22 protein-coding genes are annotated in these 20,818 nt (G+C 67.6%); 16 read left to right on the top strand and 6 right to left on the bottom strand.

Features of this window, described 5'->3' with window-relative positions; genetic code table 11:
- Nucleotides 1-143: 143 nt before the first annotated feature.
- Nucleotides 144-893, bottom strand: coding sequence for a 30S ribosomal protein S2 (gene rpsB / locus AC1HFW_RS05870; protein WP_006394493.1), 750 nt, complete (start codon nt 891-893; stop codon nt 144-146).
- A 223-nt stretch (nt 894-1,116) separates the two neighbouring features.
- On the opposite strand from rpsB, the gene AC1HFW_RS05865 reads away from it, so the two are divergent.
- The 6 genes from AC1HFW_RS05865 to AC1HFW_RS05840 all read left to right on the top strand — a co-directional run bounded on the left by AC1HFW_RS05865 (nt 1,117) and on the right by AC1HFW_RS05840 (nt 7,115).
- Complete coding sequence (locus tag AC1HFW_RS05865) at nt 1,117-1,386, top strand: hypothetical protein (protein WP_479282219.1); 270 nt, start codon at nt 1,117-1,119, stop codon at nt 1,384-1,386.
- Nucleotides 1,387-1,746: 360 nt separating this feature from the next.
- On the top strand, nt 1,747-2,568 hold the full coding sequence (gene map, locus AC1HFW_RS05860) for a type I methionyl aminopeptidase (RefSeq protein WP_006394492.1): 822 nt from the start codon (nt 1,747-1,749) through the stop codon (nt 2,566-2,568).
- A 19-nt stretch (nt 2,569-2,587) separates the two neighbouring features.
- Nucleotides 2,588-5,194, top strand: coding sequence for a [protein-PII] uridylyltransferase (locus AC1HFW_RS05855; protein WP_479282218.1), 2,607 nt, complete (start codon nt 2,588-2,590; stop codon nt 5,192-5,194).
- Between the two features lie 75 nt (nt 5,195-5,269).
- Complete coding sequence (locus AC1HFW_RS05850; protein WP_006394490.1) at nt 5,270-5,983, top strand: MarC family protein; 714 nt, start codon at nt 5,270-5,272, stop codon at nt 5,981-5,983.
- Between the two features lie 66 nt (nt 5,984-6,049).
- Nucleotides 6,050-6,535 (top strand): disulfide bond formation protein B, encoded by a 486-nt coding sequence (locus AC1HFW_RS05845; protein WP_198484334.1) that lies wholly within the window; start codon nt 6,050-6,052, stop codon nt 6,533-6,535.
- 79 nt (nt 6,536-6,614) lie between these two features.
- Entirely contained in the window at nt 6,615-7,115 is a 501-nt protein-coding gene (locus AC1HFW_RS05840) for a M48 metallopeptidase family protein (protein WP_479282215.1), read from the top strand.
- 64 nt (nt 7,116-7,179) lie between these two features.
- Here the strand turns inward: AC1HFW_RS05840 and purF are convergent, their stop codons facing one another.
- From purF to folC, 4 genes are read right to left on the bottom strand one after another with little or no spacing between them, the layout of a single operon-like run.
- Nucleotides 7,180-8,700, bottom strand: a complete 1,521-nt coding sequence (gene purF / locus AC1HFW_RS05835) for an amidophosphoribosyltransferase (protein WP_006394481.1) — start codon at nt 8,698-8,700, stop codon at nt 7,180-7,182.
- 30 nt (nt 8,701-8,730) lie between these two features.
- Nucleotides 8,731-9,219: a CvpA family protein gene (locus AC1HFW_RS05830; protein ID WP_006394480.1), complete on the bottom strand. Its 489-nt coding sequence runs from the start codon at nt 9,217-9,219 to the stop codon at nt 8,731-8,733.
- The gene (locus AC1HFW_RS05825) at nt 9,219-10,064 is read right to left on the bottom strand and encodes an SPOR domain-containing protein (RefSeq protein WP_479282213.1); all 846 of its coding nucleotides are present in this window, start codon (nt 10,062-10,064) and stop codon (nt 9,219-9,221) included. Before AC1HFW_RS05825 ends, AC1HFW_RS05830 begins: the two co-directional genes overlap by 1 nt.
- A 21-nt stretch (nt 10,065-10,085) precedes the next feature.
- Complete coding sequence (folC, locus tag AC1HFW_RS05820) at nt 10,086-11,396, bottom strand: bifunctional tetrahydrofolate synthase/dihydrofolate synthase (RefSeq protein ID WP_479282212.1); 1,311 nt, start codon at nt 11,394-11,396, stop codon at nt 10,086-10,088.
- Between the two features lie 164 nt (nt 11,397-11,560).
- Between folC and AC1HFW_RS05815 the strand changes: the two genes are divergently transcribed.
- The 4 genes from AC1HFW_RS05815 (at nt 11,561) to AC1HFW_RS05800 (ending at nt 15,421) form a co-directional block, all read left to right on the top strand.
- Nucleotides 11,561-11,977, top strand: coding sequence for a cupin domain-containing protein (locus AC1HFW_RS05815; protein WP_006394477.1), 417 nt, complete (start codon nt 11,561-11,563; stop codon nt 11,975-11,977).
- Between the two features lie 77 nt (nt 11,978-12,054).
- Nucleotides 12,055-13,026, top strand: a complete 972-nt coding sequence (locus AC1HFW_RS05810; protein ID WP_198484338.1) for a Bug family tripartite tricarboxylate transporter substrate binding protein — start codon at nt 12,055-12,057, stop codon at nt 13,024-13,026.
- Nucleotides 13,023-14,255: a CaiB/BaiF CoA transferase family protein gene (locus AC1HFW_RS05805; protein ID WP_479282209.1), complete on the top strand. Its 1,233-nt coding sequence runs from the start codon at nt 13,023-13,025 to the stop codon at nt 14,253-14,255. Before AC1HFW_RS05810 ends, AC1HFW_RS05805 begins: the two co-directional genes overlap by 4 nt.
- Entirely contained in the window at nt 14,255-15,421 is a 1,167-nt protein-coding gene (locus AC1HFW_RS05800) for an acyl-CoA dehydrogenase family protein (RefSeq protein ID WP_006394474.1), read from the top strand. The genes AC1HFW_RS05805 and AC1HFW_RS05800 overlap by 1 nt, the downstream gene beginning before the upstream one ends.
- A gap of 81 nt (nt 15,422-15,502) precedes the next feature.
- On the opposite strand, the gene AC1HFW_RS05795 is transcribed toward AC1HFW_RS05800, so the two are convergent.
- A complete protein-coding gene (locus AC1HFW_RS05795) occupies nt 15,503-16,240 on the bottom strand; it encodes an IclR family transcriptional regulator (protein WP_479282207.1) in 738 nt (245 codons plus the stop codon).
- A gap of 143 nt (nt 16,241-16,383) precedes the next feature.
- On the opposite strand from AC1HFW_RS05795, the gene AC1HFW_RS05790 reads away from it, so the two are divergent.
- The 6 genes from AC1HFW_RS05790 to AC1HFW_RS05765 all read left to right on the top strand — a co-directional run bounded on the left by AC1HFW_RS05790 (nt 16,384) and on the right by AC1HFW_RS05765 (nt 20,816).
- Nucleotides 16,384-16,761, top strand: coding sequence for a flagellar protein FlaG (locus tag AC1HFW_RS05790; protein WP_006394472.1), 378 nt, complete (start codon nt 16,384-16,386; stop codon nt 16,759-16,761).
- 143 nt (nt 16,762-16,904) lie between these two features.
- Complete coding sequence (gene fliD, locus AC1HFW_RS05785; protein WP_061071516.1) at nt 16,905-18,293, top strand: flagellar filament capping protein FliD; 1,389 nt, start codon at nt 16,905-16,907, stop codon at nt 18,291-18,293.
- Between the two features lie 18 nt (nt 18,294-18,311).
- Entirely contained in the window at nt 18,312-18,740 is a 429-nt protein-coding gene (gene fliS, locus AC1HFW_RS05780; protein ID WP_006394470.1) for a flagellar export chaperone FliS, read from the top strand.
- A gap of 47 nt (nt 18,741-18,787) precedes the next feature.
- Nucleotides 18,788-19,141 carry a flagellar protein FliT gene (locus AC1HFW_RS05775; RefSeq protein ID WP_035360316.1) on the top strand — a complete coding sequence of 118 codons (354 nt, stop codon included), beginning with the start codon at nt 18,788-18,790 and terminating at the stop codon, nt 19,139-19,141.
- On the top strand, nt 19,138-20,502 hold the full coding sequence (fliK, locus tag AC1HFW_RS05770; protein WP_238890738.1) for a flagellar hook-length control protein FliK: 1,365 nt from the start codon (nt 19,138-19,140) through the stop codon (nt 20,500-20,502). Before AC1HFW_RS05775 ends, fliK begins: the two co-directional genes overlap by 4 nt.
- The gene (locus AC1HFW_RS05765) at nt 20,502-20,816 is read left to right on the top strand and encodes an EscU/YscU/HrcU family type III secretion system export apparatus switch protein (RefSeq protein WP_006394467.1); all 315 of its coding nucleotides are present in this window, start codon (nt 20,502-20,504) and stop codon (nt 20,814-20,816) included. Before fliK ends, AC1HFW_RS05765 begins: the two co-directional genes overlap by 1 nt.
- Nucleotides 20,817-20,818 lie beyond the last annotated feature (2 nt).

The raw sequence follows: 20,818 nt of genomic DNA, 5'->3' as shown, positions 1-20,818 counted from the left end.
CGGGGCATTGGTGTGATTCGATGAGACGTCCGCAAGCTGCGGATGAGGAAGATGGGAGCCCACCTTCGCACTGCCGGCGAGGCGGGGGCACGCCGCATTCCGCGACCGCCCCCAGACACTAACCGCCGGACATGACAGCAGGCTTAGGCCTGGTTGTCCTGCACTTCGACGAACTCTTCCTGGCCTTCACCGATTTCTTCGACCAGACCGTTCAGGTTCTGTTCGCGGCCTTCCAGCACGGCGTCGGCGATGCCCTTGGCGTACAGCGCGATGGCCTTGGCCGAGTCGTCGTTGCCGGGGATCACGTAGTCGATGCCGTCGGGCGAGTGGTTGGTGTCAACCACGGCGACCACGGGGATGCCCAGGGTCTTGGCTTCGGCGATGGCGATCTTGTGGTAGCCGACGTCGATCACGAACATGGCATCGGGCAGGCCGTTCATGTCCTTGATGCCGCCGATCGACTTGTTCAGCTTGTCCAGTTCGCGTTGGAACAGCAGGCCTTCCTTCTTGATCATGCGCTCGGCGCCGCCTTCGGCGACCACGGCTTCCATGTCTTTCAGGCGCTTGACCGAGGTCTTGACCGTCTTGAAGTTGGTCAGCATGCCGCCGAGCCAGCGGGCGTCGACGAAGGGCATGCCGCAACGGGCGGCTTCGGCGGCGACCAGCTCGCGGGCAGCGCGCTTGGTGCCGACGAACAGGATGTTGCCACCGCGAGCAGCCAGCTGCTTCACGAACTTGGTGGCTTCCTGGTACTTATCAACCGTCTTTTCCAGGTTGATGATGTGAATCTTGTTGCGATGGCCGAAGATGAAGGGGGCCATCTTGGGGTTCCAGTAGCGGGTCTGGTGACCAAAGTGGACACCCGCTTCCAGCATTTCGCGCATCAAAGACATAACTTTCTCCAAGGGTTGATTTCTTGCGCCGCACCTGCATCAGCCTGTGGCTGACACCCTGGGTGGTGTTGCGCGCGATTTCCCGCACATGCGGGATAGAAAACGATTTTAACCGGGCCGGCCGATCACTGCCGCAATACTCCGACGCTGCCGGGCGATTTGCCCCTCGCGCCTCTTGCTACGCTGCCGCGATAAACCCAGACGGCCGCCACGACTAAGCGCCTTGCCCCGCCTGCACGCATCGCGCCGTCCGACCCGCCAGGAAATTCCTGGCAGTTTCTTCCAGCGCACCCGGACCTGTTTTGTTGGCAGCGAAATCCAGTTCACTCGCGTCCTGGCCTCGCGGCCAGATGGCTTTTCAGCCATCAGCTTTTCAGCCATCACGCGCATCAGTCGCCGGGGGCATTTCTTTGAGAAAACACCGGTTTCCCGACATTTCCAAGAACTTAAGCCGGCAGCCACCTTGAACCTGCATCGCTGCTCGAAAACATGACCGGGCTTGCGAGCACGCAGCGCCCCGACCTGTGTCGATGCAACCGCCCCGACCCTCCCGGCCCGCCGCCCGCCTTCGCCCGCCGTGCCGCGTAAGCCTCCCGGAACCTGGCGACTGGCCCGACTTTCCACCACAACCTTCGCTTGCGATGAAACTCCGAAGCCCGCCACCGATCTCACCAGATGCAGTGCAGTCCAACGTACCAAATCAGACAACCAACCGGGTGACCTGGATGATTCCATCCCCACCCGCCGGGATCGGCGCTTGCCGCTACCCAGATTGCTCCCCAAAATTTTAGGGAAGCCTATAATTCTACTATTCTTTCAAGCAGACATTCAAGCGAGATCCGTCAGTCATTCCATGGGCACCATTACCAATCCGGCCGACCTGGCCAAGATGCGCGCGGCCTGCCAGGACGCCGCCAAAGTCCTCGATTTCATCACCCCCTACGTCAAGCCTGGCGTCACCACCGGGGAACTGGACCGCCTGTGCCTGGAATACCTGACCGACGAACTTAAGGTGAAGTCCGCCACCGTCGGCTACGCCCCGCCCGGCTATCCGCCCTTCCCCGGCGCCATCTGCACCTCGGTCAACCACCAGGTGTGCCACGGCATCCCCGGCGACAAGGCCCTGAAAAACGGGGACTCCCTCAATATCGATGTCACCATCATCAAGGACGGCTGGTTCGGCGACACCAGCCGCATGTACCCGGTGGGCGAACAGTCGATCCTGTCGCGCCGCCTGACCGACATCACCTTCGAGTGCATGTGGAAAGGCATCCAGCAGGTCAAAAATGGGGCCACATTGGGCGACATCGGCAACGCCATCCAGAAACACGCCGAGGCCAACGGCTTCTCGGTGGTGCGTGAATTCTGCGGCCACGGCATCGGCCAGCGCTTCCACGAAGACCCGCAGGTGCTGCACTACGGCAAGCCGGGTACCGGCGTGAAATTGGTGACGGGTATGTTGTTCACCATCGAGCCGATGATCAACGCCGGCCGCCGCGAGATCCGCCAGTTGTCCGACGGCTGGACGGTGGTGACGCGCGACCACAGCCTGTCGGCGCAATGGGAGCATGCTGTCTGCGTCACCGACACCGGCTACGAGGTCCTGACCCTGTCGCCCGGCATGCCCCAGCCGCCCGCCTTCATCACCGAACCGATCGTCATCCCCGCCGTCTGACCGCCGGCCGCCCGCCACCATGACCGCCGACATCCTCAGCACCCTGCGCGAACGCATCCAGGAATCCCGGCGGGCCGCGGTGGCCCAGTTCCGCGAGCACGAACGCCCCGACACGCTGCTGGGCGAACTGCGCCGCATCGTCGACGCGGCGCTGCGCGACCTGGTCAAGCACCATCCCCTGCCGGCCGGCGCCACGCTGGCGGCCGTGGGCGGCTACGGCCGCGGCGAACTGTACCCGCACTCGGACGTCGACCTGCTGATCCTGCTGCCGCACGCCCCCACCGCCGAGGACGAATCCGCCATCGAACGACTGGTGGCGTCGCTCTGGGACCTGGGACTGGAGCCCGGCCACAGCGTGCGCACCATCGAGGATTGCGAGCGCGAGGCCGACGCCGACATCACGGTGGAAACCGCGTTGCTCGAATCGCGCTGGCTGGCCGGCAGCCGCACCCTGATGAAGAAGTTCGAGGCCGCCACGCAGTCGCGGCTGGATGCGCGCGCGTTCTTCCGCGCCAAGCGCGTCGAGATGCAGCAGCGCCACGCGCGCTACCAGGACACGCCCTACGCGCTCGAACCGAATTGCAAGGAATCGCCCGGCGGCCTGCGCGACCTGCAGGTGATCCTGTGGATGGCGCGCGCGGCCGGCTTCGGCGAGAACTGGCGCGCGGTGGCGCAGGCCGGCCTGCTGACCCCATCCGAGGCGCGCGACCTGCGCAAGGCCGAGCAGGCCTTCAAGCGCCTGCGCATCGAGCTGCACCTGCTGGCCCGGCGCCGCGAAGACCGCGTGCTGTTCGACCTGCAGCCGGCCCTGGCCGAGGTCTACCGCATCCACGCCACCGCCACCCGGCGCGGCAGCGAACTGCTGATGCAGCGCTACTACTGGGCCGCGCGCCTGGTGACGCAGCTCAACGGCATCCTGGTGCAGAACATCGAGGAACGCCTGTTCCCGCGCCCCGACAGCGACGCGCGCGACATCGACGACGACTTCCGCAACCTGCGCGACCGCCTCGACATCATCCGCGACGACGGCTTCGAACGGAACCCCACGCTGCTGCTGCGCGCCTTCCTGGTGATGCAGCAGCATCCCGAGCTGACCGGCATGTCGGCGCGCACGCTGCGCGCCATCTGGCACTCGCGCCATCGCATCGACGCGCAGTTCCGCCGCAATCCGGTCAACCGCAAGCTGTTCCTGCAGATCCTGCAGCAGCCGCGCGGCGTCGTGCACGAGCTGCGCCGCATGACCATGCTGAACATCCTGCCGCGCTACCTGCCGGTGTTCCGCCGCATCGTCGGCCAGATGCAGCACGACCTGTTCCACGCCTATACCGTGGACCAGCACACGCTGGCGGTGGTGCGCAACCTGCGCCGCTTCACCATGCCCGAGCATGCCCAGGAATATCCGCTGGCCAGCCAGCTGATCGCCGGCCTGGACCGGCACTGGCTGCTGTACGTGGCGGCGCTGTTCCACGACATCGCCAAGGGCCGCGGCGGCGACCACTCCGAACTGGGCGCGCGCGAGGTGCGCAAATTCGCCCACGACCACGGCATGGAGCCGGAAGACACCAGGCTGGTCGAGTTCCTGGTGCGCCAGCACCTGCTGATGTCGGCCGTGGCGCAAAAGCGCGATCTGTCGGACCCCGCCGTGATCCAGGACTTCGCCGCCACGGTCAAGGACGAGCGCCACCTGACCGCGCTCTACCTGCTGACGGTGGCCGACATCCGCGGCACCAGCCCCAAGGTCTGGAACGCCTGGAAAGGCAAGCTGCTCGAGGACCTGTACAAGCTGACGCTGGCGGCGCTGGGCGGCGCCCACGCCGACGCCCACACCGTGCTGACCGAACGCCGCGAGGAGGCCGCGCGCCTGACCCGCCTGGCCGGCCTGCGCGACGACGCCCGCGAAGCGTTCTGGAACCAGCTCGACGTGGCCTATTTCCTGCGCCACGACGCCTCCGACATCGCCTGGCACACGCGCCACCTGTACCACCAGGTCGCGCCGGCCCACGCGGTGGTGCGGGCGCGCCCCACCGAGCAGGGCGAAGGCCTGCAGATCATGGTCTACACGCGCGACGTGCCTGACCTGTTCGTGGCGATCTGCGGCTACTTCGACGCCAAGTCGCTGTCGGTGCAGGACGCGCGCATCCACACCACCCGCCACGGCTGGGCGCTGGACAGCTTCATCGTGCTGCTGCCCGAGGGCGCCAGCGACCTGCGCGCGCAGGCCACGCTGGTCGAGCATGAGCTGGCCGAACGCCTGAAGGACGCCAAGGCGGCCGCCCAGGCCCCCGCGACGCGCGGCGGCTATTACGGCCGCGGCCGCCAGTCGCGCATGTCGCGGGTGTTCCCGATCATGCCGCAGGCCGAATTGCAGCCGGACGAGCGCAGCACCTCGTGGCGCCTGTCGGTCACCGCCACCGACCGCCCCGGCCTGCTGCACGCCCTGGCGCGGGTCTTCGCCCAGCATGAAGTGAACCTGCTGATGGCCAAGATCATGACGCTGGGCGACCGCGTCGAAGACGTATTCATCGTCGACGGCGCGGCGTTGACGCGGCCGCGCAGCCAGATGCAGTTCGAGCGCGACATCCTGGACGCGCTGGCCGGCGACGAGGCCCGGCAACAGGCCGCCTGAAGCCGGACCCGCGGACCATCGCCAGACAGCCGCCGACCGCATACAATCCGGTTTTCGGCTTGGCGATACCGTGCGATGGACCTGACCGAATACTTGCGGGTACTGGGGACCAGCTTCTTTTTCACGCTGGCCACGCTGTTGCCGTTCCTGAATCCGCCGGCGATCGCGCCCATCTTCCTGTCCCTGACCGAAGGCGCCTCGTCGTCGACCCGCACGGTGCTGGCCAAGCGCGTCGCCGTCAATGTCGGACTGATGCTCATCGTCGCCATGGTGGCCGGCAACGTGCTGCTGAGCTTCTTCGGCATCTCGCTGTCGATCGTGCGCGTGGGCGGCGGCATGCTGGTCATGGCCAGCGCCTGGCGCCTGGTGAATTCGCCCGACGCCGACACCGAACGCGTGGCCCGCATGGCCGAGTCGTTCACCCCGGAAATGGCCAAGGCGCGCGCGTTCTATCCGCTCACCTTCCCCATCAGCTGCGGTCCCGGCTCGATCGCCGCGGCCATCACCGTGGGCGTGTCGCTACGCGACCAGAACCACGTGCTGAGCCTGCTGCGGCTGGGCGGCTCGATCCCCGGCATCGTGGTCGTTTCGCTGACTTTGTACGTCTGCCTGCGCTTCGCGGCGCAGATGCTGCATCGGCTGGGCGATAATGGCACCGCCGTGTTCATGCGCATGTCGGCCTTCATCATGCTGTGCCTGGGCGTGCAGATCTTCTGGGAAGGCTCGCGCGAACTGCTGCTGGGGGTATTGCAGCAGGTCATGCAACCAATTCCGATTCCCAAGGCCTAACGCCTGGCGGCCGGATTGGCCATCCCCGGGGCCTCGGCCCCGTCGAACCCTTATCGTGCAACAACCATGACTTCTCGTTCCGAACGCCTGCTCCGCCTGATCGCCCTTTTCAGCTTCGGCGCCGTCGGCATCGCCCTGATTTCCCAGTACGTCTTCGACATGCCGCCGTGCGCCTGGTGCGTGATGCAGCGCCTGATCTACCTGGTGATCGGCGTCATCGCCCTGATCGGCGGCTTCGGCGGCGGCCGCGCCCTCACCCGCGTCTGCGCCGGCCTGGCCGGCCTGCTTTCCCTGAGCGGCATCGCCGCCGCCTGGTACCAGTACACCGTGGCTGCCAAGATGCTGTCATGCGACCAGACCTTCGCCGACCGCTTCATGACCGGCATCGGCCTGGACGGCGCCGTGCCGTGGCTGTTCGGCATCTACGCCACCTGCATGGACGCGGTGGTGCCGGTCCTGGGCATCGAGTACGCCCTGTGGAGCCTGGCGCTGTTCGTGATCCTGCTGGTCATGGCCCTGCCGGCGGCGTTCGGCCGCGGCCGCGCCGCCTGATCACGCCCGGGAGCGCCGCGCCTTTCACGCCGCCGGCACCCGGCGGCGCGGGCGCGAGCCTTCCATTTTCTTCCAAGCCATGAAATACCTGACCGGCTATCCGGAATCGCTGCTGGCGCAGGCCCGCGCGCTGCTCGACCAGGGCAAGCTCGGGCCGGCGCTGCAGGCCCGCTATCCTGGCGGCGCGCACACCGTGCGCACCGACAAGGCGCTGTACGACTATGTGGTGGACCTGAAGAATACCTACATCCGCAATGGCGCCCCGCTCAGCAAGATCGCGTTCGACAGCAAGATCCACGTGATCCAGCACGCGCTGGGCCAGCACACGTTCATCTCGCGGGTGCAGGGCGGCAAGCTCAAGGCCAAGCACGAGATCCGCGTGGCCACGCTATTCAAGACGGTGCCCGAGGAATTCCTGAAGATGATCACGGTGCACGAACTGGCGCACCTGAAGGAGAAGGACCACAACAAGGCCTTCTACAACCTGTGCCAGCTGATGGAGCCGCAATACCACCAGTACGAATTCGACCTGCGGCTGTACCTGACCCACCTGGAGGCCACCGGCGACAGCCTGTGGTGACAGGCGCAGGCCGATAAAAAAAGCCGCTCCCGAAGGAGCGGCTTTTTCATGGCGCGAACCGACGTCAGGCGTCGTTGGCCGCGTAGCCCATGTTGAACTGCAGGCCGCTGGCGCCTTCGCCGTCGCCGGATTCCGCGCGCGCCTGGCCCAGGCGGGCCAGGTATTCGGCGGTGATGTCGCCGGTGACATATTCGCCGTCGAAGCACGAGGCCTCGAAGCGCGACAGCTTGGGATTGATGTCGCGCACGGCCTGCTGCATGTCGTGCAGGTCCTGGTAGATCAGGCTGTCGGCGCCGATCGCGCGGGCGATTTCCTCGTCGCTGCGGCCGGTGGCGATCAGTTCGCTCTGCGTCGGCATGTCGATGCCGTAGACGTTGGGGAAGCGCACCGGAGGCGCGGCCGAGGCGAAGTACACCTTGTTGGCGCCGGCGGCGCGCGCCATGTCGACGATCTCGCGGCTGGTGGTGCCGCGCACGATGGAGTCATCGACCAGCAGCACGTTCTTGCCCTTGAACTCCATGCCGATGGCGTTGAGCTTCTGGCGCACCGATTTACGGCGCACGGCCTGGCCGGGCATGATGAAGGTGCGGCCGACGTAGCGGTTCTTGATCAGGCCTTCGCGGTAGTCCAGGTTCAGGCGGGCGGCCAGCTGCATGGCGGCCGGACGCGACGAATCGGGGATCGGCATGACCACGTCGATGTCGCCCAGGCGCATGTTGCGCGCGACCTTGTCGGCCAGGTATTCACCCATGCGCAGGCGGGCGTCGTACACCGACACGCCGTCGATCAGCGAATCGGGACGGGCGAAGTAGACGTATTCGAAAATGCAGGGCACCAGTTGCGGATTGTCGGCGCACTGGCGGCTGACGAAACGGCCGTCCAGGTCGACGAACACCGCTTCGCCCGGCTCGACGTCGCGCACGAAGGCAAAGCCGCTGCCTTCCAGCGCCACGGATTCCGAGGCCACCATCCACTCGACGCCTTCGTCGGTTTCCTGGCGGCCGATGCACAGCGGACGGATGCCGTTGGGATCGCGGAACGCCAGCAGGCCGTAACCGGAAATCTGCGCCACCACGGCGTAGGCGCCGCGCACGCGCTTGTGCACGGCGGCGACGGCGCGGAACATGGCGTCGTCGTCGAGCGAGACGCCGCTGGCGGCCGACTGCAGCTCGTGGGCCAGCACGTTCAGCAGCACTTCCGAGTCGGAATTGGTGTTGATGTGGCGGCGGTCGACGCGGTAGAGCGATTCACGCAGCTCGCGCCAGTTGGTCAGGTTGCCGTTATGGGCGAACATGATGCCGAACGGGGCGTTGACGTAGAACGGCTGGGCCTCTTCCTCGCTGGCGCTGGAGCCGGCGGTGGGATAGCGGACCTGGCCGACGCCCGAGGTGCCCGGCAGGGCACGCATGTTGCGCGTGCGGAATACGTCGCGCACCAGGCCGTGCGCCTTGTACATATTGAACTGGTTGCCTTGCGACGTCGCAATGCCCGCGGCATCCTGCCCGCGATGCTGCAACAGCAGCAAGCTGTCATAGAGCAGCTGGTTGACCGGCCCGCGCCCGATGACCCCTACGATTCCACACATGGTGAGATTTCCTGGTTGATGTGAAGCTAATCAATACGGCAGCCACGTCGCCAGGGACGGCGGCAGCCACGTCTTGATATGTTTGATGGCCTCGATGGCCGAATGCGAAAACATGGCGTCCTTCCACCACGGCTCCTGTGGCAGCGGCGTGTAGCCCGCGGCGGCGACCAGCGCCAGCACGATGAGCAGACCCCGGGCCAGCCCGAACATGCCGCCCAGGCCGTGATCGGCCGGGCTCAGCCCGGTGCTGCGGATCAAGGCGGCAAGCGTCATGTTGACCAACCCCACGCCGAGCAGCACGATAATGAAAACCACCGCGTACGAAACTCCCATGCGCAGCAGCGTCGTCTCGATATAGGGCTCCAGCCAGGTATAGACCGTGGGGCCCCACCAGATCGCGGCCACGAAGGCCAGCAGGTACGCAACCAGCGACAGCACTTCCTTGAGCAGGCCGCGCACCAGGCCCAGCACACCCGATACCACCAGGATGGCCAGCACGACGAAGTCGAAGCCGGTCACTACTGGGCGGCGATGAAACCGTTGTCATAACCCAGGGTGCGCAACCGCGCCTGGGCCGCCTGCGCCGCCTCGCGCGAGGGGAACGGCCCCACCCGCAGACGGTACTGCTGCTTGCCTCCGATGGAAGCCTGCTCGACGAATGCATTGGTGACGCCGGCCTGGTGCAGCTTGTCGCGCCGCGACTGGGCGTCCTCGGACGTCGTGTAGGCGGCGATCTGCAGCACGAAATTGCCCTTGGCGGCCTGCGGCTTGGGCGCTGGCGTCGCGGCGGGCGCGGAACGGCCTTCGAGCAACGCCAGGGCGCGGGCGCCGTCGTCCGAACGGGTCTCGGGCTTGGGCGTGGCCGGTTTCGGCTCGGGCTTGGGTTCCGGCTTGGGCGGCGGGGTGCGCGGCGGCGTCACGGTCGCGGGCGGCGTGACCGCGGGCGGGGTCGTGGCGGGCGGCGTGGTGACCGGCGGCGTGGTGGTGGACGGCGTCGCGGCCTGCGGCGCGCTGGCCTGCGGCCCCGACGTCACCGGCGGCGGCGTCGGGATCGTGGACGATTCGCCAGGCGTGGCGCCCTGCGCCGGCGCGGCGGGCGAGTTGGCCTGCGGCTCGCTCACCTGCGGCTGGAACGGCGTATTGCGTTCCGGCACCTTGATGGGGATGTTGTCGGCCACGGGCGTCGGCTGGGAATCCAGCACCATCGGCAGGATGATGACGGCCGCCAGCACCAGCGCGATGGCGCCTGCGAGCCTGCGCCGGGCGCGCCCGCGCAACTCAGCCGCCTGAACCTCGCTCGGCACGGCCGCTCGCTTGGAGGGTTGCGCCTGGTCGGCAGGATCCTTGCGTTTGAAAAAACCCATGTTTGCCTATGCCGCTCTTGCCTACGCCTTGCGACCCAGAGACTGCAAAACCGAGGCCACGGTGAGAAATGATCCGAACACCACGATTCTATCATTCTCCCCTGCCCGTTCGCGCGCCGCGGCAAAGGCCTGGGCGGGATCGGGGTAGGCCGAGACGCCGGGCGCCTCGGCCCCGGCGGGCGCGGCCGGCAGGCCGGCGGCGACCCGTTCGGCCAGGTGTTCGCCGGAGCCGCCGCGCGGTCCCGGCAGGCCGGCGCAGAACCAGTGGTCGATGCGCGTGCCGAGCTTGGCCAGCACGCCGGCCAGGTCCTTGTCGTTGAGCATGCCGAACACCGCGTAGGTGTAGGGGTGGAAGCCCATGTTGTCGAGGTTCTGGGCCAGCACCGCGGCGGCGTGCGGGTTATGGGCCACGTCCAGGATCACGGTGGGCTGGCCCGGCAGGATCTGGAACCGGCCCGGCAGCGACGCCTGCAGCAGGCCCTGGCGCACTGCCTGCTGCGGCACCGGCAGGCGGTCGCGCACCGATTCCAGCGCGGCCAGCGCCGCCGACGCGTTCAACAGCTGGTTGGCGCCGCGCAGCGCCGGATAGGCCAGCGCGCTGCGGCGCTGTTCGCGACCGCCGTAGGCCCACTGCTGGCGGTCGCCGGAATAGTTGTAGTCGCGGCTGAACAGCCACAGGTCGGCGCCGATCTGCTCGACGTAATCGAGCAGCGACTGCGGCGGCACCGGATCGGCACAGATGGCCGGCCGGCCGGCGCGATAGATATGGGCCTTTTCGAAGCCGATCTTCTCGCGCGTGTCGCCCAGATATTCGATGTGGTCCAGGTCGACGCTGGTGACGACGGCACAGTCGGCGTCGATGATGTTGACGGCGTCCAGGCGGCCGCCCAGGCCGACTTCCAGCACCACCGCGTCCAGGCGCGATTGCGAGAACAGGCGCAGGATCGCCAGCGTGGTGAATTCGAAGTACGTCAGGGACGTCTCGCCGCGCGCGGCCTCGACCGCGATGAACTGCTCGATCAGGGCCTCGTCCGAGGCGATCTGGCCATTGACGCGCGCGCGCTCGTTGAAATCGATGAGGTGCGGCGAGGTGTACAGCCCGACCTTGTAACCCGCGGCCAGCAGGATCGACTCCAGCATCGAGCAGGTCGAGCCCTTGCCATTGGTGCCCCCCACCACGAACTTCACGCCCGGCAGTTCCAGGTTCATGCGGGCAGCCACTTCCCGCACGCGCTCCAGGCCCATGTCGATCGCGGTGGCGTGGATCGATTCCAGGTACTGCAGCCAATCGGACAGGGTGGCGCCAGCGGCGGGCTTGAGGGCAGAAGACATGGGGCGGGATCGCAAAGGTGGACAGCCCGTGATTTTAGCAGCGCATGCCCGGTGTTTTCCCTAATCCCCCTGGGACGCCACGGGATCGCCGGGAAAAACCGCTTGCCGATGTTTTTTTCATCCGTGAAAATAAATTCACATATGAAAACTCACAAGGATGAGACATGACGCAGCGCAAGACCCCGGCCTGGCTGGTCCGGGAGGCCGACGTGCCCGGCTACCACCCGGCCAACCATACCGGCACCCTCAACCGCCGCCTGATCGGCCCCGACACGGTGGGCTCGCGCGGCGTGGAAGTGCTGCTGGGCGTGATCGACAAAGGCCAGGGCGCGCTGCCGCACGCCCATCCGGGCATCGAGCAGGTCTGTTACCTGCTGTCGGGCAGCGCCCGCGCGCAGGTCCAGGACGAATGGGCCGACATGGTCCCGGGCGACTGCTGCTATTTCCCGCCGGACATCCCGCACGTGTTCACCGTGACCAGCGACGAGCCCGCGCGGCTGCTGGTGATCTACACGCCGCCGTACGAAGAATCGCCCGACCGCGTGATCCGCGGTTTCCCCGCATCGACCGCCGGCGCCTGACGCGCCACGGAGACCGGCCCCACCCCGGGCAGCGGCCGCAGAAGCCGCGCCCGCTTCGCATCCTCTGGAGACAAACCATGCGACTACTACGCCTGTTGGGCGCCACCCTGGTCGGCGGCGCCGCTGCGCTACCCCTGCCCGCGGCCCACGCCGCCGACTATCCGAACAAACCCATCACCCTGATCGTGCCGTTTCCGGCCGGTTCCGGCACCGACGCGGTGGGCCGCATCTTCGGCGCCGAACTGTCGACCATCCTGGGCCAGCAGATCGTGGTGGAGAACAAGCCCGGCGCCAACGCCACCATCGCCGCCAGCTACGTGGCGCGCGCCAAGCCGGACGGCTATACGCTGTTCGTGACCACCAATACCTCGCATTCGGCCGCCCCCTGGCTGATGAAGAACATCCCCTACGATCCGGTCAAGGATTTCACCCCCATCGCGCGCGGCGGCAACCTGCCCTTCATCCTGGTCGCCAACCCCAAGCGGCCGTGGAAGACGGTGGCCGACCTGGTCGCCGACGCGCGCCAGCATCCGGGCCGCATCACCTACGCCAGCGGCAACAGCACCGGCATCGTGGCCGGCGCCACCCTGGCCAACCGCGCCAAGATCGACATCCTGCACGTGCCCTATAAAGGCACGCCGCAGGGCCTGACCGACGTGGTCGGCGGCCAGGTCGATTTCATGTTCACCGATCTGGCGTCCGGGCTGCCGTTCGTGCAGTCGGGCCAGTTGCGGGCGCTGGCGGTGTCCACCGCCGAGCGCAGCGCCATCGTGCCGGACCTGCCGTCCATGGCCGAGTCGGGCGTGCCGGATTTCGACCTGAATTCGTGGAACGGCTACTTCGGCCCGGCCGGCATGCCGCCCGAGGTGGTGGCCAAGCTCAACGCCGCCATCAAGCAGGTGGTGGCCAAGCCCGACGTGCGCAAGCGCCTGGCGGGCCTGGGCTTTGACGCCTTCTCCAGCTCGCCCGAGGCCTTCGGCCAGTTCGTCGGCGAACAGCGCGACCTGTGGGGCAAGCTGATCCGCGACGCGGGGATCGAGCAGCAATGACGATGTCCACCGCCGTATCCCCGCCGGCCGCCGGCCCCCTGTCCGGCGTGCGCATCCTGGACCTCAGTTCGGTCGTGATGGGCCCCTACGCCACCCAGGTGCTGGCCGACCTGGGCGCCGACGTCATCAAGGTCGAATCGCCCGCCGGCGACAACATGCGGGCCGTCGGCCCGATGCGCAATCCGGGCATGGGGCACCTGTACCTGCACCTGAACCGCAACAAGCGCTCGGTGGTGCTGGACCTGAAAACGCCGGAGGGCCGCGAGGCCTGCCTGCGGCTGGCCGAGACCTGCGACGCCCTGCTCTACAACATCCGCCCCCAGGCCATGGCGCGCCTGGGCCTGTCGTACGAGGCGGTGGCGGCGCGCAACCCGCGCATCGTCTACCTGGGCGCCTACGGCTTCGGCGAGGCCGGCCCCTACGCCGGCCGGCCCGCCTACGATGACCTGATCCAGGGCCAGACCGGCATCGCCGCGCTGGCGGCGCAGCAGAGCGGCGACGTGCCGCGCTACGCGCCGCTGACGCTGGCCGACCGCGCCGTGGGCCTGCACGTGGGCATCGCGCTGGTGTCGGCGGTGCTGCACGCCCGCGCCAGCGGCCAGGGCCAGCCGGTCGAGATCCCGATGTTCGAGGGCATGGCGCACCTGGTGCTGGGCGACCACCTGGGCGGGGCCACCTTCGAGCCGCCGCTCGGTCCCACCGGCTACGCCCGCCTGCTGGCGCCGCACCGCCGGCCCTACGCCACCGCCGACGGCTATATCTGCCTGCTGATCTACAACGACAAGCACTGGCGCAACTTCTTCGCGCTGATCGGCCAGCCGGAGCTGGCGCAGGATCCGCGCTTTCACACCCATGGCGCCCGCGCGGCCCACATCGACGAGGTCTATGCCTTCGTCGCCGACGTCATCCGCACCCGCGCCAGCCAGGACTGGCTGCGCGAGCTGGCGGACGCCGACATCCCGGCCTCGCAGCTCTATACGGTCGACGACCTGCTGCAGGACGAGCACCTGGCCGCCACCGGCTTCGTGCAGGACCACCAGCACCCGACCGAAGGCCGCCTGCGCACGCCCGCCCCGCTCGGCCGCTACCAGGGCACGCCGACCGCCATTCGGCGCCCCGCGCCGACGCTGGGCCAGCACAGCCGCGAGGTGCTGGCCGAGGCCGGCTACGACCCCGCCGGCATCGACGCGCTCTTTGCCAATCGCATCACCCAGGATGGAACCGACTGATGGACTTTGCATTCACCCCCGATCAACTGGCGCTGCGCGACGCCGTGTCCCGCATCTGCGCGCGCTATCCCGACGAATACTGGCTGGAACGCGACCGTGAAGGCGGCTTCCCCGAGCCGCTGCACGCCGACCTGGCGCGCGACGGCTGGCTCGGCATCGCCATGCCGCCGGAACATGGCGGCGCCGGCCTGGGCATGACCGAGGCCGCCCTGATGATGCAGACCATCGCCGCCTCGGGCGCCGGCTTCACCGGCGCGTCGGCCGTGCACATGAACATCTTCGGCCTCAATCCCGTCGTGGTGTTCGGCAACGACGAACAGCGCGCCCGCTGGCTGCCGCCGCTGATCGCCGGCCAGCAGAAGGCCTGCTTCGCCGTCACCGAGCCCGACGCCGGCCTGGACACCACCAAGCTCGGCACCCGCGCCGTGCGCCAGGGCGACGAATACGTGGTGCATGGCCGCAAGATCTGGATCTCGACCGCCCAGGTGGCCGACAAGATGCTGCTGCTGGCGCGCACCACGCCGCTGTCCGAAGTGGCCAAGCCGACGCAGGGCCTGTCGCTGTTCTACACCGACCTGGACCGCGGCAAGGTCGAGGTGCGAGAAATCGAGAAGATGGGCCGCAAGGCGGTGGACTCGAACATGCTGTTCATCGACGGCCTGCGGATCCCGCTGGCGGACCGGATCGGCGAGGAAGGCCGCGGCTTCGAATACATCCTGCATGGCCTGAACCCGGAACGCATCCTGATCGCGGCCGAAGCGGTCGGCATCGGCCGCGCCGCCCTGGAGCGGGCGGTGCGCTACGCCGGCGAGCGCCATGTGTTCGGCCGGCCGATCGGCCAGAACCAGGGCATCCAGCACCCGCTGGCGCAGGCCTGGATGCAGCTGGAGGCGGCCGACCTGATGGTGTTCAAGGCCGCCAGCCTGTACGACGCCGGCGAGCCCTGCGGCCCCAGCGCCAACGCCGCCAAGTACCTGGCGGCCGAGGCCGGCTACAACGCCTGCCAGACCGCGGTGATGACGCTGGGCGGCATGGGCTACGCCAAGGAATACCACGTGGAACGGCTGCTGCGCGAGAGCTTCATCCCGCGCATCGCGCCGGTCAGCCCGCAGCTGATCATGTGCTTCATCGCGGAAAAGGTGCTGGGCCTGCCCAAGTCGTATTGAGGGCCGCGCCCCGCGCACGACCGCCGGGCGCGTCCGTCCGGCCGGCCGGGCCGCGCCTTGCCGGACGGCCCCGGCGCCGCCTCAGGACTGCTGTTCCAGCCCCGTGCAGGCGGCCCGCAGGATGCGGGCGTACTCCTCCTGGCACGGCTCGATCCGGTAGATCGGGCCGCCCACGGAGATGGCGTAATGCTCGCCCGACAGCGTCACCGGCCAGGCGATGGCGCCGACGTCGGGAATCGACTCGCCGCTGTTCATGAACCAGCCGCGCTGGCGCGACAGCGCCAGATCCCGCAGCACCGCGTCGCGGGTGACCAGCGTGCGCTCGTTGTAGCGCGTCAGCGGCCGGCTGCCGAGCAGCGCGTCGCGGGCCGGCTCCTCCATCAGCGACATGAGCGCTTTGCCCAGCGAATTGGCGTGTACGTCCTTGAACTCGCCAGCAACTGGCGCATATCGGATCGTGTGCGGGGAATCCAGCACGTCCAGGTAGACCACCCTGCCGTCCTGCGTCAGCTTGGCGAATACGACGGTTTCCCGGGTTGCGTCCCTCAATTCAACCAGGCTGGGATAGACCCGGTCCAGCACCGGATCGGCGCGGGCGATGCGTTGCGCCATCGCCAGCAGGCGCCCGGTCGGGTAGTAGCCCTGGCGGCGTCCGGTTTCATAGAGGTAGCCCAGGCCGGTCAGGGTGCGGATCAGGGCCAGGCAACTGGATACCGGCACGTCCAGCAACCGGGCCAGTTCCGACAGGGGCAGTGCGCGCTTCTCCCGGGCATAGGTTTCGATGATTTCGATGACTCGCAACGCCGTCTTGACACTCATTGCCCGATCCCAACTTGTTAGCACATGAAACAGCCCGCTGTGACGGGGGCTAAAGTTCCCTGCGGCGCTGCCGTAATCGTAGCTGAGAATTCCCTGAAAACAGCGCGTTCCTCCGAGACGCCCGCACCGCCGCTGGAGTGATCATGGCCGTAACCCCCTTAGCCCCCGCTACGTTCGCACCGGTGCCAATCGCGGCCGTGCCCGTCGTCGCAGATCCATCCGTCACCGTCGCCCCGCCCGCTGCCAGCACCAATAGCAGCGGCACGGATTCCGCGACGTCGGAGCAGTCGAATTCGCAGAAGCTGCCTCTCGACAAGGCGCTCGATGAAATCAACGAGCAGATGAAGGCGTGGTCGACCCAGTTGCAGTTCGAGGTCGACCCGGACGTACACCAGGTGGTGGTGTCGGTGGTCGACGCCAAATCGGGGGACGTCATACGCACCATCCCCAGCGAAGCCGTGCTCAAGATCGCCAAAATGATCGTGAACATGCAGGGAAATGGCATCAAGACTTCGGCTTGACATGAGTTTCCGTATTTTCTTCTGTGCCCGTTTTGGCGCCAATCGATGATGGAATCATCGAATTAGGCCCGCCTTATGCCCTTACCCGGCCAATCGCCGGCACCCTATTTTTGACAGAATCGCATCGCTAGGAAGGATTTCACATGGCCTCTATCACCAACCTCGGTTCAGTTTCCGGCTTGCCCCTGGAAAAGATCCTGTCGGACCTGCAGACGGCCGAGGACAAGAAGCTCTCGATTTACACCACCCGCGCTGCCAGTTACAAGACTCGCATCGATGCCTACGCGCAGCTGCAAAGCGCGCTGGAGGCGCTGCAGAAGTCCGCCGGCGTGCTGGGCAAGGCCGAGACGATGGCTGCCATCAAGGGCAGCGTCACCGGCGGCACCGCCTTGACGGCCACCGTGGCCGCCGAGGGCGCCACCGCGGGCCAGTACGTCATCGAAGTGAAGAACCTGGCGCGCGCCCAGAGCCTGCAGTCGGGCGCCGTCGCCGACCGTACCGCCAAGCACGGCGACACCGGCTCGTTCGAGGTCGAACTGGCCGACGGCACCAAGCGCACCATCGACCTGAAGGGCGACACCTCGCTCAACGGCATCGTCAAGGCCATCAACGCCGACGACAAGTCCGGGCTGCGCGCCACCGTCATCAACGACGGCAACGGCAACAACTACCTGATGCTGACGGCCAAGGACACCGGCGTCCAGGCCTCGGTCAAGAACATCACCGTCACCGGCGACCAGTCGCTCAAGGACATCCTGTCCTTCAGCACCGCCGCCGACGGCACCACCACCGGCATGGCCAGCACCAAGGCCGAAGACGCCCAGCTGATCATCAACAATCTCGTCGTCAAGAGCGGCTCGAACAACGTCGCCAACGTCATTGACGGCGTGACGCTGAACCTCACCGAAAAGACCGAGACCGACAAGCCGATCACGCTCAAGCTCGAAGCCGACACGTCGGTCGCCAACAAGGCCATCCAGGACTTCGTCAAGACCTACAACGCGCTGCAGACGACCATCAAGAACCTGACGGCCTTCGACGCCAAGGCGGCCACCAATCAGCCGCTGACCGGCGACGGCACGACGCGCTCGATCCAGTCGTCGGTGACGGGCGCTCTGCAGGCCGTGCTGGGGGAAGGCACCGTCCGTTCGCTGGCCGACCTGGGCATCACCACCGATCCGCAGACGCGCCAACTCAAGCTCGACCAGACCAAGCTGGACAAGGCGCTGACCGCCAATCCGGCCGATGTCACGAAACTGCTGACCGGTGACAACGGCCTGGCCAAGAGTTTCGACAAGGCTTTCAAGGACGTGCTGGGCAGCACCGGTTCGCTCAAGACGCGCACCGACGGCCTGACCAAGTCGATGAGCGACCTGGACGCCCAACAGAAGCGGGCCAAGGCCGCCAGCGATGCCGAAATAGACCAGATGCGCACCCGCTTCGTGGCGCTGGACAAGTTCTACATGCAAATGCAGACCACCGCCAACTACCTGACCCAACAATTTGCGGCGATGAACAAATCGAGCAAATAACCTGTAGAAGATGCATTAATGACTTACGCCGCCCGCCGCCCCACAGGGTCCCAATCCGTCCGCTCCTACGCCGATATCGGCCTGGAAACCCAGGTTCTGGGCGCGAGTCCCGAGCGGCTGATCACCCTGCTGTACCTGGGTGCCCGGGCGGCGATCGGTCAGGCACGCATCCACCTGCAGGAAGGCCGGGTCGCCGAGCGCGGCGCGGCCATCTCGAAAGCGATCAAGATCGTCGATGAAGGCTTGAAGACCGGGTTGAACATGGAGGCCGGCGGCGAGATCGCCGCCAACCTCGCCCGGCTCTACGATTACATCGTCCGCACCTTGCTGACGGCAAATCTGAAAGCGGATACCGAGCAACTCGACATCGCCGACCGCCTGTTGGCGGATCTGGCCGAGGCTTGGCAGACTTCCATCGACCGACCGGCTGGCCTCACCCAGCCCTGATGGCCAAAAACACAAATCCAGCCAGCCATCGAACGCCCGAGATTTCCATGACGTCCCTTACCCAGTACTCATCCCCTATTCTGGAACACTACCAGGAGATCGCCCTCATCACGGGCGAGATGTTGACGGCCGCCCAGGCCGGCGACTGGGATACGGCGATGGCCCACGGGCAGCAGTATTGCGAGCTGGTCGAACGCCTGCGGATCGCGGAACCGACCGCGCCGCTGGACGAGGCCGGCCGCGCCATGAAGTACGACCTGCTGGTGCGCATCCTCGAAAACGACGCGCTCACGCGCGACCTGGCGCTCCCGCAACTGGCCCGGCTGGGCGAACTGCTGGGCCGCATGAAGCGCCAGCAGACGCTGCTGTCGGCCTACGGCTACCAGGCGCCTGAAGCATGAGCGTAGGTCCCGCGGCACTCGGCAACGTCCTAGTGCAGCGGTTGGACGCCGTGCTGGGCACGACGATGTCCGCCGCCAGCGCCAACCAGGTGTCGGGCGCGCGGCCGGATGCGGTCAGCCAGCCCGGCAACCTGGACAAGCCCGGCTCGGCCGACGGCTCCAATCGCGACCCACGGCAAGGCATCCAGACCGGCGGCGCCCGCGGCGACCGCCCGGCGCCCGTCCTCGACGCCAAGACCGCCGCCGCGCTGGCGCTGGCCGCCCGTGGCCTGGTCACCAGCAGCGACACCACGGCTTCGGCCCCCACCACGCTGGGCACCACTGCCCGCGCGATCCTGTCGCTGCTGGCCCAATATCCCGACGCCGCGCCGGCGGTGCTGGGCCGCGCCCCCTTGTGGTCGGCCAACGCACCGGCGCAGGGTAGCGGCGCGCCGGCCCAACCGGGCGCCGGCCAACCCGCCGCGCAACCGGCGCAACCCGGACAACCCCAGGCCCCCGCCAGTGGCGCCGCGGCGCCCGCCACGACGCCGGCCGCCAGCGCGACCGCGGCCCTGGCCGCCGCCGCGGCAGCCACCGCCGACCTCGAAGCCGATACCCAGCTGGGCGCCAAGCCCGGCCGCCCTGGCGGCGCGGCTGACGCCCCCGGCGGCGCCAAGGGCGCCGACGCCACGGCCCACGCCAGCCTGGCGGCGGCCGGACCGTCCGCCCGCGCGCTGGGCCAGGCGCTGCGCGTGGCGCTGCAGACCAGCGGCCTGTTCTACGAATCGCACCTGACCGACATGGTCTTCGGTCGCAGCAATCCGGCCCAGCTGCAGCAAGAGCCGCAAGCCAGGCTCACGCGCAGCGGCGTCCCCACCGAAGCCGACCTCGCCCGCCCGCGCGCCGACAGCGCCGGCACCTCCGCCAGCCGCTCGGGCGGCGATGCGCCGACGACGAGCGGCACCCACACCCCCGCGCCCGGCACGCCGGTCAGCGGCATCCACCAGGATCTCACCGTGCTGGTGCGGCAGCAGCTCGACGTGCTGGCCAACCAGGCATTGACCTGGCAGGGCGAAGCCTGGCCCGGCACCCCCATGGAGTGGGAAGTCGAGCGCGAGCCCTACGGCGGCGACCCGGAATCGGGCGTGCCCACCTGGGCCACCCGCCTGAAGCTGGACCTGCCCCGCCTGGGCCTGGTGGATGCGCGCCTGAACCTGGCCGGCGACCAGATCGTGCTGCAACTGGTCGCCCCGCACGGCGCGGCCGAGCTCAACGAGTCTTCGGACCAGTTGCGTTCGCGCCTGCTGGCCGCCGGCCTCACGCTCAGCCACCTGGTGGTGAACGTGGTCGATCCGCGTCCCGTCATGCCCACGGATTTCTGATGCGCACCGCCCCGCCGCCCGATCAGGGCCCCAACGCCAACCGCAACGCCGCGGTCGCGATCTCGTACGACGACAAGGATGCCGCCCCCCGGGTGGTGGCCAAGGGTTACGGCCAACTGGCCGACACCATCGTGCGCGCCGCCGAGGAAAACGGACTCTACGTCCATGAATCGCGCGAACTCGTCGGCCTGCTGATGCAAGTGGACCTGGATGCGCATATTCCTCCCCAACTCTACGTAGCGGTGGCAGAATTGCTGGCCTGGCTGTATCGCCTCGAATCGCGCGAGCTTCCCGACGCCGCGCCGCCAGCCTGACC

Source organism: Achromobacter sp. ISS7 (assembly GCF_056523125.1).
This window is presented reverse-complemented; position numbering and strand designations above follow the sequence as displayed.